Annotated in this window: 9 protein-coding genes; 6 read left to right on the top strand and 3 right to left on the bottom strand. The window is 53.8% G+C overall.

What is annotated here, in order from left to right:
* Positions 1–38 precede the first annotated feature (38 nt).
* From QN215_RS03635 to QN215_RS03645, 3 genes are read right to left on the bottom strand one after another with little or no spacing between them, the layout of a single operon-like run.
* The gene (locus tag QN215_RS03635) at positions 39–2,024 is read right to left on the bottom strand and encodes a hypothetical protein (RefSeq protein ID WP_369344751.1); all 1,986 of its coding nucleotides are present in this window, start codon (positions 2,022–2,024) and stop codon (positions 39–41) included.
* On the bottom strand, positions 2,002–2,907 hold the full coding sequence (locus QN215_RS03640) for an ABC transporter ATP-binding protein (RefSeq protein WP_369344752.1): 906 nt from the start codon (positions 2,905–2,907) through the stop codon (positions 2,002–2,004). Before QN215_RS03640 ends, QN215_RS03635 begins: the two co-directional genes overlap by 23 nt.
* Positions 2,904–3,485 carry a GntR family transcriptional regulator gene (locus QN215_RS03645; protein ID WP_369344753.1) on the bottom strand — a complete coding sequence of 194 codons (582 nt, stop codon included), beginning with the start codon at positions 3,483–3,485 and terminating at the stop codon, positions 2,904–2,906. The genes QN215_RS03640 and QN215_RS03645 overlap by 4 nt, the downstream gene beginning before the upstream one ends.
* A gap of 379 nt (positions 3,486–3,864) precedes the next feature.
* On the opposite strand from QN215_RS03645, the gene QN215_RS03650 reads away from it, so the two are divergent.
* The 6 genes from QN215_RS03650 to QN215_RS03675 all read left to right on the top strand — a co-directional run bounded on the left by QN215_RS03650 (position 3,865) and on the right by QN215_RS03675 (position 11,943).
* Complete coding sequence (locus QN215_RS03650) at positions 3,865–5,178, top strand: extracellular solute-binding protein (RefSeq protein ID WP_369344754.1); 1,314 nt, start codon at positions 3,865–3,867, stop codon at positions 5,176–5,178.
* A gap of 167 nt (positions 5,179–5,345) precedes the next feature.
* Positions 5,346–6,344: a carbohydrate ABC transporter permease gene (locus QN215_RS03655; protein ID WP_369344755.1), complete on the top strand. Its 999-nt coding sequence runs from the start codon at positions 5,346–5,348 to the stop codon at positions 6,342–6,344.
* Positions 6,345–6,391: 47 nt separating this feature from the next.
* Complete coding sequence (locus QN215_RS03660; protein WP_369344756.1) at positions 6,392–7,258, top strand: carbohydrate ABC transporter permease; 867 nt, start codon at positions 6,392–6,394, stop codon at positions 7,256–7,258.
* Between the two features lie 99 nt (positions 7,259–7,357).
* Positions 7,358–8,512, top strand: coding sequence for an ROK family protein (locus QN215_RS03665; RefSeq protein ID WP_369344757.1), 1,155 nt, complete (start codon positions 7,358–7,360; stop codon positions 8,510–8,512).
* 27 nt (positions 8,513–8,539) lie between these two features.
* Positions 8,540–10,864, top strand: a complete 2,325-nt coding sequence (locus tag QN215_RS03670) for a family 20 glycosylhydrolase (protein WP_369344758.1) — start codon at positions 8,540–8,542, stop codon at positions 10,862–10,864.
* Positions 10,861–11,943 carry an ROK family protein gene (locus QN215_RS03675; RefSeq protein WP_369344759.1) on the top strand — a complete coding sequence of 361 codons (1,083 nt, stop codon included), beginning with the start codon at positions 10,861–10,863 and terminating at the stop codon, positions 11,941–11,943. Before QN215_RS03670 ends, QN215_RS03675 begins: the two co-directional genes overlap by 4 nt.
* The last annotated feature ends 2 nt before the right edge of the window (positions 11,944–11,945 follow it).

Genomic DNA, 11,945 nt, shown 5'->3' on the forward strand with positions numbered 1-11,945 from the left:
TGACTGCTGAGGGGATAATCACTCAGCGAGTGACCGCCTTATTCGTACAATCCCTTGGCCTTGAGCCATTGTATGGTTCGCGTGTAATGCCCGGTGATGCCGTAATAGAAGCTCGAAGGCTGGTAGCTGTCGTTGTTGTCGGTATGCAGATTGAAGTTTATGCCGAGAAGTAGCTGCTTGTTCTCCACTACGCCATCCGGGGAATGCTGCACGACGAGCGAAGCCGGGTTCATCGTAGGCAACGCTTGGTAGTCTTCGTCCATCAGTTTTGCCAGCGTCCGGGCTTCGGCAGCATTCAGATCGATGTGCCTTTGCCCTTTCGTGTCGCCTGTACCTTCAACATCGCTCGATGATGCCGATTCGATGTTGTCATAGCCGATTTGTGCGATGCTGGTTGCCTTGCGGTACCCGGGGTCATTGATAAGACGCGTGTAGGCGGGACTGTTCAACAGATAGCGTCCATAGAGTGAAAAGCTTCTCGATAGGTGAGTCCCATGGCGCAGACTGTAGTCGAAGTTGGCACTCTCGACTGAGTCGGCATCGCAGTTGATGCAATCCAGCGGTGCATTGCCAGTTACTGATAGACCGTTCCCTGGGGAGTCTGATGGCTTGAACAGTGCCGCATACCGGGGATCTGTCGCGCGCTCAACGATTTCTTGATGCAGGGCGAGAACATCCCGGACCGACTGCTTGTCTCGTACGGTGATTGAACCCCAGTAATAACTGCTGGCGTAGGGCAACAGGTCGATATTGTCATGGGGCACGCTTACCGAGAACACGTCGTGGCTGTTCGGAATGCGGTGCGTATATCCGGTTATGTCCCATGTCGTGAATGAACAATAGAGTGCGATGATGATGACGAACGCTCCGAAAGGCTGAAGACTTTTCCAGGAAAAGATCTTCACGGTTCCGTTCACAATCATGGATGTGATGATGAAGATGACCGGTGAGGCCAGCGCCACGCCAAGGAAAAAGATCGTATGATTGGCCAGCGCATTGATACTGGTGGCTTGCATGGTCTGAAGGAGTGCGCCTGTCAGACACGATCCGACGAAGGTCACCATCACGATGGTGATCGTCCGAGCACCCCTGAACAGTACATTGTCACCTGCACGCTCCGACTTCAAGCGCACATACAGCAGCATGGCGAAAGCGAGCAATGCAGCGCTTGCCGCGAGGAACGCCATGATGTGCGGGAGTGAAATGCGGTCGCCATTCATGGCCAAATCGAGCAAGGGATGCATCCAGGAGAGGCCAGTGAGCGATGCGAAGGTAAAACCATACAGGAACAGGTTCAGCATCAGCAGCGTCAGTGCATAGAGAACGGGGACTATCACATTGATGAACCCGATCATGAGTATGCCAATGCCAAGATTGCCTGTCAGCAGCGAGCCGAGAACCGAGGTGGCAAAGACAAACAGCATGATAATCGAGGAGACAATGAACCATCTGAGCAAGTCTGCATAGTTCGGCTGGAGCAGCATGCCAGCAGCGTTGACACCCTGACCATCAAGATTCAACTGGCCGGAATTCATGAATCCCTTGAAGGAGAAACGCATGAATGGCAGCAATGAGAGGGTGACGACGATATGCGGAATATACAGAAGAATCACACCCGCCATGACGTTCGTTCGGAAGATGGTGCCGCGTGTCAGAGGCAAGGCATGCATGATCGACATCCTCCCAGGCGAATTCAGATAGGCGAATAGCGCCAGGGAGTACACCATGGGAGCGAGAATCTGATATGCGAGGAATCCTGGATTTCCATTCTGTATCGTTATGCGAAGCAGGCTTGGTTGAGCATGGCCCGCAGCAGGCGTGAGCAGTATGGCAACTGGTGCTGCAATGAGCAACACCGCTATGCCGAGCAATGAAAGTGCCCACAGTCGTTTGAGTTCATGCCATAGCAGAGGCGCTGATACGAACTGTCGCGATGCGGTGACAGTGCCTCTTGCTCGTGCGATGCGATGACCGGCTTCCTGCTCGGCTGCAATGGAGACTTCAGTGCGTGCTGGTGTGTTCATTGCTGTCTTCTCCCAATTCATAGATGAAAATCTCTTCCAAGGTGAGTGGAATCTCATCGAAGATGACAGGATGAGCGCGGTTCACGAAGCTACGAAGCTCCTCAGGGGTATTGCGAACGATCAGATAGCTGATCGAACCACGATCATGCTCATGCAGTATGTGCAGGGGTGCGAGCATGGCATCTGACGGCTGGCGTTGCGAGCCGAAACTCAGCTGCAACTTGTGTATGTCGGATTTCAGCTCTTCGATGTCCTGCGCAATGGCGACCTTGCCTGCCTTGATTGCACAGACATGGTCGCAGTAACCTTCGAGCTCGCGCAGATTATGCGACGATATCACTGCGGTCATCGATCTATCGGCTGTGGCATCGACGATAAGCTCCCAAATGCTCTTGCGGACGATGGGATCGAGACCGTCAAGGGGTTCGTCAAGGAGCATGTACTGCGGCTGGCGCGCGAAGACAAGACAGCAGACGCCCTGCTTCCTCATGCCTTTTGACATCTTGGAGAATTGCATATGTGGGTCGAGATTGAATTGATGCACCGCAGTCATGAAAAGTTCCTGGTTCCATGTCTGTGCATAGATGCCAGCGGTCAAGGAACCGGCATCCTGCAACGTGAATCTGTTGAAATATGTCAGATCGTCGGGAACGAAGGCAATCTGGCGCTTGATATCCACATTCTCATATACTGGCTGTCCGTCGTAGGCGATGGTGCCGCTATCCTGCGTCAAGACGCCTGCAAGCATCTTCAACAATGTTGTTTTGCCAGAACCGTTGGTTCCCACAAGACCGTATATGGAACCCGTTGGAATGGAGAGGCTGATATCCGAGAGAGCTGCATGAGCGTCAAAGGTCTTGGTAATCGATCGAAGCTCAATCATTGAGAGTCCTTACTGGTATTGGTGTGGGTCTGAACTGCATGGCGGCTTTCGATGGCCGATGATTCGTCGCTGTGAGATTCGCGCACCTCGGACAGCAGTGAGGTGATGATGCTCTCAAAGCGATGTCTATCGGGGATAATCATGCGCAATTCTCGGATGTCATCGCGAATCTGCGCCGTGACCTGAGCTATCATGCCCTCGTCTGGCTGAATGTCGAGCGGAGAGTGAGCAAAGCTTCCCACCCCAGAAACGCTGTAGATGTAGCCCTGTGATTCGAGATGTCTGAATGCCTTCTGCACGGTATTGGGATTGACCGTCAGTTCCTTCGACAATTCACGAACCGAAGGGAGCCTGCTCTCGGGTGCGATGATTCCTGAGAGAATCTGTTCTTTGATGCCACGAACAACCTGTTCATAAATCGACTTGCGGCTTTTACCATCGATTTCAATCATGTGACGCTCCGATGATGTGACACGATGCCTCCTGGTGGTGAATGTGATGAGGTGCTTCTCAGACTCGGGTGGCACCGGTGAAGTTGCATGAATCACAGTTGCATGAATCATAGTTGCCTGAATCATCGGTGAGCCAGCGGTGAGTCATTGACGCATGCTCACTAACTGTACTAGTACATATAGTACAGCATGATTAGCCATCAAGTCACACCGGAGCAAACTTCGATAAGTAAGTTTTCTGAACATGAAAGGGCTTGCCACTTTACGAACAGGTAAACATTGACGCAAACACGACTTATGTACGAAACCAAATTGACACACAGACTCGGTAAATGTAATAATTAAGGAAAGCAAACTAATCAAGTATCCAGGGTTAGAGACCGTTGCTTTCCGGCAAGTTGTTCAAGGGAGATGTTGCTGGGAGTTGAACAGGGATCTGACTCGGGTTTGCCAATGTCACTATCTGTCGCTTATCGCATCATTGAACGCATACGGAGGGGTCACCATGAAACATAAGAACGCAATGTTTATTGCGGCGGCAACCGCAATCACACTGGCATTAAGTGGATGTTCGATGGGTGGATCGTCGGCATCCTCGAATTCAGGCTCGACTGATGGGAAGGGAAAGACGATAACCATCTGGGCGATGCAGGGCGATTATTCACCAAAGACCTTGGCTGCAATCAACCAGGCATTCACCAAGAAAACGCAGGCGAAAGTCAAGGTTGAAACACAGCAGTGGACTGACATCACCACAAAAATCACCACCGCATTGACTACATCGACACCTCCTGACGTATTGGATATCGGCAATACCCAGGTGGCAGGATTCGCATCCAGCGGTGGTCTTCTCGACATCACCTCGCACAAGAAGGATCTATCCCAAGGCAATACCTGGCTCAGCGGATTGGCTGACCCGGCGACCGTCAATGGCAAGCTCTACGCCGTACCTGCATTCGGAGCCGCGCGAGCTGTCGTATACAACAAGAAGATATGGAGTGAGGCGGGCATCACCTCAGCTCCCAAGACATGGTCGGAATTCACTGCCGATCTTGACAAGGTAGCTGCCAAGAACGCTTCCAACACCAATTTCACGCCATTCTATCTTCCCGGACAATACTGGTATTCCATGCTGCAGTTCGTCTGGGACGCAGGTGGCAATGTCGCACAGGAAAAGGATGGCAAGTGGACTGGCACCATCGCTGGTGCGAAGGCCGTGAAGGGTCTGGAGCAGTGGAAGTCCTTCCAAGACACCTATTCAAGCAAGGCGTCCAAGAGTCTTGACACCACCGAGCCTGATCAGAATCAGCTTCTTGCCGATGGCACTACTTCAGCTATTCTGGCAAACAGCGCCGCAATTACTGCCGTTCAGACATTGAATTCCTCGGTGAAGTCAACCGATCTTGCGACATTCGCGATGCCGGGACAGAGCGGAAAGAACCAGCCGGCAATGACTGCAGGTTCTGATTTCGCCGTTGCCGCCAAGAGCAAGAACTCGGCTCTGGCGCTCGAGTGGATCAAGATAGCGGCCAGCTCAAGCATTCAGCAACAGTGGGTGTTCGGCAACGATGGATGGTTGCCCAATACTGTCCAAGGTCTCGACAAGGCAATGAATTCCAAGGACTTCCCCGCAGTGCAAAGTGGCTTCTTCGAAGCGGCCAAGAACTCCAGGGCAACACCGGGTTCACCTAACTGGGCGACCATCGAGGGTGACAAGTCGGTCAATGCGTTCACACAGTCCATTGCAACCGGATCGGCAACGCCAGAGCAAGCGGCGAAGTCATTCGACGAACATATGGATCAGGTTTTCGCAAAGTAACAGAGGTGTGCAATTCGCCTTGTCCGCCATGATTGCCGACGTCGGCTCAGCCAACGTCACCTATGGCGATCATTGACAGTCATTGACAGTCATTGACGGTCATTGACGGCAAGACGAATTGCACTGCTGCCATGCAGCTCTCCTGCGGACATGAGGAAAGAAGGATCATGACCTCTTCGATGAATGGAACTCCATCGGTCGAGACGATTGAAGGCGATCTGCCTACTCAATCAGATCCACCAATGCGGCGTAGAAGAAAGCAGAAGGCCTTGCACAGCGCCGATGGTCGGACTGCGGCGATACTGTTCGGACCGACCGGACTCATTCTTTTGGCACTGGTTGCGGTTCCCATCGCATTCCTTCTGTTCGCATCGTTTACCGATTTCAACCAGCGTTCCCTGTTTACCGGTGAATTCAACATTGTGGGCATCGAACAATACATGACGGTCCTTGCCGATAGAGACTTCTGGTTCTCCATGCTTCGCACGGGTCTGTTCACCGCAGGTCTGGTTCTTGGCAGCGTGTTCATCGGGATGTATGTGTCGCAGATGATGACGCGTCTGAACAATGGCATGAGATATCTGGTGACCTTCGTAATGATCTTTGCGTGGGCAATGCCTAATGTCGCATCATCCATCGTCTGGAAATGGCTGTTTCAGCCAGGATACGGGGTGTTGAACTGGCTGCTCACCAAGCTTGTCGTCTTTGGCGACATGACCAACACCTCATGGGCCAACAATACTGCCCTCGCCCTGTTCTGCATCTGGCTGTTGGTGGTCTGGCAGGCTGTGCCATATATCGCCATCACCCTCTATGCGGCGACACTGTCAGTCGATCATTCGTGTCTCGAAGCGGCTCAGCTGGATGGAGCTGGGGCATGGCGCACATACTGGCAGATTCTTGTACCCATGATCCGTCCCAATCTGCTGGTGGTCACCTTGCTTTCGGTCATCTGGGATTTCAACGTGTTCAACCAGATATGGCTGGTGTCACAGGGCGGGCCATCCGGTTCGACATCGACGATAGGCGTCTTCACCTATACGAAGGCTTTCGTCAGCTTCGACATCGGTCAGGGTTCAGCGATCTCAGTCATCACGGTGCTTGTCCTGCTGCTGTTGACCGGCGTCTACATTCGCAATCTCTTGAAGTCAGGTGAGGATCTATGAGCGATGCCATGCAGCCCATGCAGCCAAGACACACTACCCGCACAAGCATGCAGAGAGACATGAATGACACGGAGACGGTCAAGGCACAGCGTCATATTCATTGGGATCGAATACGGAGCGCTGCCGCTGCGGTGGTGTTCTGCATCATCTGGTTCTTCCCCGTCTACTGGATGGTGATAACCGCTTTCAAACCGCGTAACGAGGTCATGACCGCAACCCCGGTATTCATTCCGACGCACTGGTCATTGCAGAATTTTAGAACGGCCATATTCCAGACGCAGTTTTTGATCAATCTGATGAATTCGGTGATCGTCACCTTCGTGTCGATTATCGTCTCGGTATTGCTGGCCTTTCTCGCGTGTGCGGCGCTTACGCTCTATCGTTTCAAGGGCAGGCGCTCCATCATGGTCACCATCCTGGCAATCCAGATGCTTCCTGGAACCGCATTGCTGATTCCACAGTTCATCGTCTTCAACCAGTTCGGTCTGCTCAACAACTATGCTGGCCTGATTCTGGCCTACATTGCTGCCGTATTGCCCTTCTCGATCTGGAACATGCGAGGATTCTTCCTTGCGATACCTGTTGAGATCTTCGAATCCGCCCGCGTCGAAGGGGCGAGTGAATGGCAGATTCTGCGCATGATTACCTTCCCGCTCATCGCACCGGGCATCATCTCGACCTCGGTGTTCGCATTCATCGCAGCGTGGAATGACTATCTGACCGCCTTCACCTTCATGAAGGATCAGTCGAAATACACGCTTCCCGTGTGGTTGGCGAGTTTCTCGACTCCTACGGGAACCGACTTCGGTGGGCAGATGGCCGCATCGGTGCTCTTCTCGCTGCCCGTCGTTATCTTCTTCATGATTATTCAGGGCAATATGGTAAAAGGAATCACGGAGGGAGCGATTAAGTGAGTATTATTAACTATATCGCTGGTTGCCCGGAAACATAGCGGGGATTGCTCATGCCGAGAGCATCGATTCACACACCTAACACCATGATGGAGGCGCAACATGACACAGAGGTTTCCCGTACTGATTGATACCAGGGACTCTCATCATGCAGGCAGATCCCGCCGACTCGCGAGTGCGTCTCCATCAGACATCAGACTGCGCAACCGAACGGCAATCATGAGAGCTCTGTACCCGTCTGATTCCTATTCCCGTGCAGAATTGGCCAAGCTGACTGGAATGTCAAAGGTTTCGACCTCGGATGTGGTTGCCGATCTGCTCGAGGATGGCTTGCTGATCGAGGGGGCGTACAAGACTCCCCATGGACCGGGCAAGCCGTCACAGCTGCTCAAGTTCAACGCTTCCTCGGGAAGCATCGTGTCAATCGATCTTTCAGATGCGACTCGTCTGCGGGGCATCGTCCTCGATCTGGCTGGCAAGGTTGTTCACCGTGTCGAGATTGAACTGCCTCACGCCGACGTGCTTGAGGTGAGCGAGGTGACCAAGCTCTGCAAGCGACTGCTGGAAATGTGTGACGCGACAGTGATCGGCATTGCCATAGCAACGCCTGGAACGGTCAATGACGACGGCCTGATTCTCGAAGCGCCCAACCTCGGTTGGATTGACATGAACCTGGCCGAGAAGTTCCGGCAATTCGCGGACTGTCCGATCATCGTGACCAATGATGCCGATGCTGCCGTATTCGCGGAAGGCTATTTCGGCGGCGGCTTCTCTGACATGATTCTCGTACAGATTGCCGATGGGGTGGGTGCGGGTCTGCTCATCGACAACGACATCGTACGAGGCAAGGGGTTTACGGCAGGAGAGATAGGGCACGTGGTGATGTCCGATGGAGTTCGTCCTTGCGTATGCGGCAAAATCGGTTGCTTGGAAACCATGGTCTCGGCACCGGTTCTTGACAAGGCCATAGCGGACAATCCAGACGATGGCGATCAGATTCTGGCTCGAGCAGGACAGGAGTTGGGCAAGGCTCTGGCCATGCCGGTCGCGCTGACGAATATCACGCATGTCGTCGTTTCCGGAGTGCCTCGACTGGTCAATCAGACGATGGTCGAAGCTGCACAATCGACCATCGATCTGCTCACGCGCTCGCGCTTTCTTGAAGCGGTGCATGTGCAGGTTTCGACCGTTGGAGAGGATGCGGCAATGTTGGGAGCCGCTGGATTGGTGCTTCGTACGGTTCTTGCAGTGCTGTAAACGAGTGAACGATAAGGGAATTGAACTATGAGAGACAACGCTATGAGAGACAGCGCTTTGAGAGACAACACAGGTGCCGAACAGCGTGCGGAACCAGAACTTCTGCCACAGCCGCAGTCGTTGAAGCTGACTGGAGGAATGGTTCAACTTCCGATTGCAGGCACCATCTCGCAATGCTCGGCGGCGGCTACTTCGTCTAGACACGACGATAGCTTGCATAGCAGCGGCGAATGCGACCGAAAGAAGGGTGGAGCATCCTGCTTTCTTGCCGAGCAGCTCGCGCAATCTCTCTTCGATGCAACCGGTCTTCAATGGAACGTTGCCCGCGACTACGATGCCGTAACGGGCACCGACGCTGCCAGCGGAAGCGCCACGGTTGCTGACATTCGGCTTGAGATAGCTTCAGAGCTTGATGCAGAGCTTGATGCGCACAGTTACGAGCTTCTGATTTCCGCTGAGCATGTCCGTGATGGCACGGAATCTGTGACGGAATCTGTGACGGAATCTGTGGAAGTATCGAAATCAGCAGAATTGCCCATGACCGCATCTCGACGGACCGTTCCTATTGTTATCCGTGCAAGCGATGGAGCCGCCTTGCGAGACGGAGTCCAGACGCTTCGCCAACTCATTGCGCAATACGGCATTGCCATTCCCTGCATGACCATTCACGACAAGCCCGCGTATGCAGTTCGCAGCTACAGTCTGGATGTGACCCGTGGCCGTGTACCCACGATGGCATGGCTCAAGACATGGATTGACAAGCTGTGCCTCTATAAGTACAACCAGTTGCAGCTGTACATCGAACATTCCGGAAAAGTTGACGGGCTGAGCGAGAGCTGGCGTGGCACGAGTGCGCTGACGACGCGAGACTGCATTGAGCTTGATGGGTATTGCAAGGAGCGGGGCATCGAGCTTGTCGCATCGATTTCCACCTTTGGACACCATTACATGACGCTTCGTACGCGCACCTTCCGCGAGATTGGAGAATTCCCGGAACAGGCGAATAGAGCCTACAGCTTCATCGAGCGTCAGGAGCACCACACGATGAACATCAATCATCCCGGTGCTTTTCCACTATCGACGCATCTGATCGACGCGTATCTTCACCAGTTTTCTTCCCCATACTTCAACATTGGCGGCGACGAGACCTTCGATCTGGGCAAGGGGAGGTCGCGCAGCGGTGCCAACCATCAGGATGTGGCGCATATGTATGCGAGCTACGTTCAGCGCCTGTGCCGGTATGTCGAGGAGCATGGGCATCAGGCGATGCTGTGGGGTGACATCGCGGTCGAGATGCCCGAGATTCTCGATCTGCTGCCCAAGAACGTCATCATATTGAACTGGCTCTATGCTCCTGACATCACCGAGGACAAGGTTGCACTCGTTGCAAGGTCCGGTGCCCGGCAATATGTCTGTGCGGCAGTGCACTGCTGGAACAGCCTCCTGCCCGGCATGGACGATGCATGGAACAATATCAGTCGTCTGGCACGCTACGGCATCACCTACCATGCAGAGGGCTTCATGGTTACCGACTGGGGCGACTACGGACATGTCAATGATTCACGGATGAGCATTCCTGCAATGATCTATGGAGCTCAGGAAGCATGGAATCCGGGGAGTCTTGACGTTGATGCACTGGATGGAATGATTTCAAGGATCGAATACGGTGACCGAAGCGGCTCCTGCGTGGCGGACATGAAAACTGCGTGCAATGGCAGAGCCTTCACCTGGGGCGACATCGTTCATTATCTGGAGCTGGATGACGGCCATGGAGCGGTCAATGCTGACGTATACCAGCAGCTGCGCGAAAGCGGGGTTCCATGGCAAGGCAACTCGCCTGGAGACCTCGCCAGCGTGCGAGTGGAATATCTGCATGCGCTGACATCCTCAGGGGAGAGCTTCACGCAAGGCGATGCTCAACTGGTGCAGGCTCAACGTCGTGTGATGCAGCACCTTTCATCACCTTCGTCATCGCTTTCTCCATCGCCTTCGCATGGCAGAGGCAGCATTGTGCAGCCTTGGCTCATAGCAATCCAGGGTCAACGACTGTTCAACAGATTGGGCGATGCGCTGCTCAATCCTGAATCTCGAGCGTCCCAATACGCTTTGGCCGAGAAGATCGAAATCTGGTTCGAACAGTACGCCGAGGCGTGGCGTTCAATCAGCAGGGAGTCTGAGCTGAGAAGAATAGCCGACGATGTGTGGAAATGCGCCGACATGTTGCGTGCGTCTGCCGACTCCGACTCATGCAGTCTGCATGATGATGCTCATGAGGATGCTCACCATGGTGCTCACAGTGGTGCTCAAGCCGGTATTGCGAAAGGGTCTTCGGAATCCAGGGCTGAGCAATGAGCGAGGACTTTGCAGCTCCCGTCTTGGGAGAAGATGGCACCTCTGTCATCGGTGAGTTCGGTCAGCATGCGCATGACGCGGGCGGGCGGATTCCGTCAGACTCGCAATCTCGCCCGGCATTCATCGGCATAGATATCGGCGGCACGAAAATCGAGGGAGTGGTGATCGATGAGTCCGGCAGACTCATCACATCCATGAGGCATGAAAGCGATCATGGCGATACTGCCGTCACTGAACAGATTGTCACGATGATCGCAACCCTTCATGCTCATATTGCAGCGCTTGGACTGACATTGGCCGGCATTGGCATTGGAATTCCGGGAACCATCGATTCTGAAACTGGCGAGGTATCCAACGCTGTCAATCTGGGGATTGCAGGTTTCAATCTGCAATCGCGAATTGCGCAATCCATCCCCGGTGTGCCGATTCGCATTGAAAATGATGTGAATGCCGCAGCCCTTGGTGCGTGGACCGTCGTGCATATGCATGATGGGGGCAAGGGGTTGCAGATGGCCTTTCTCAATTTTGGAACTGGTCTGGCCTGCGGCATCGTCGATGACGGTCATGTCTATCATGGCGCAACCGGAGTTGCAGGAGAAATCGGCCATATCCCCATTGAAGCTCATGGATACCTCTGCAAATGTGGACAGCGCGGATGTTTGGAAACCGTTGCTTCAGGATCGGGTGTGGCAAGGCTGTGGCCGACGAACGGCGGCTACGCGTTGCCGGAACTGATGGATGCGGCACGACGTGGTGATATGACGGCTCAGGAGAAGCTTTCCACGGTTATTCAGGGTATGACGACGGCAATCATGATCATCGCGTTAAGCATCGATCCACAGAAGATCGTGATTGGGGGAGGCCTTGCAAAGACTGGGCAGCCATTGATCGATGCGATCAAAGCCGACCTGCGCGAGCGTGCACGGGCGAGCTCGTTCATTGAGAGTCTCAAGCTTCCTCAACGTCTGATGCGCGCGCCTATGAACACGCCGATTGGTGCCATCGGCGCGGCAGCGGTTGCAATCAAGCGTGACAAGATTTCGAACATGTCAGTGAATTCATCAACACAGAAGGGGTAATC

This window comes from Bifidobacterium sp. WK041_4_12 (genome assembly GCF_041080795.1).
GTDB lineage: Bacteria > Actinomycetota > Actinomycetes > Actinomycetales > Bifidobacteriaceae > Bombiscardovia > Bombiscardovia aquikefiricola.

Excerpts from the sequence above, each read along its gene's own strand:
- QN215_RS03635 (WP_369344751.1), bottom strand. The coding sequence starts at position 2,024 with ATGAACACACCAGCACGCACTGAAGTCTCCATTGCAGCCGAGCAGGAA.
- QN215_RS03640 (WP_369344752.1), bottom strand. The coding sequence starts at position 2,907 with ATGATTGAGCTTCGATCGATTACCAAGACCTTTGACGCTCATGCAGCT.
- QN215_RS03645 (WP_369344753.1), bottom strand. The coding sequence starts at position 3,485 with ATGATTCAGGCAACTATGATTCATGCAACTGTGATTCATGCAACTTCA.
- QN215_RS03650 (WP_369344754.1), top strand. The coding sequence starts at position 3,865 with ATGAAACATAAGAACGCAATGTTTATTGCGGCGGCAACCGCAATCACA.
- QN215_RS03655 (WP_369344755.1), top strand. The coding sequence starts at position 5,346 with ATGACCTCTTCGATGAATGGAACTCCATCGGTCGAGACGATTGAAGGC.
- QN215_RS03660 (WP_369344756.1), top strand. The coding sequence starts at position 6,392 with ATGCAGAGAGACATGAATGACACGGAGACGGTCAAGGCACAGCGTCAT.
- QN215_RS03665 (WP_369344757.1), top strand. The coding sequence starts at position 7,358 with ATGACACAGAGGTTTCCCGTACTGATTGATACCAGGGACTCTCATCAT.
- QN215_RS03670 (WP_369344758.1), top strand. The coding sequence starts at position 8,540 with ATGAGAGACAACGCTATGAGAGACAGCGCTTTGAGAGACAACACAGGT.
- QN215_RS03675 (WP_369344759.1), top strand. The coding sequence starts at position 10,861 with ATGAGCGAGGACTTTGCAGCTCCCGTCTTGGGAGAAGATGGCACCTCT.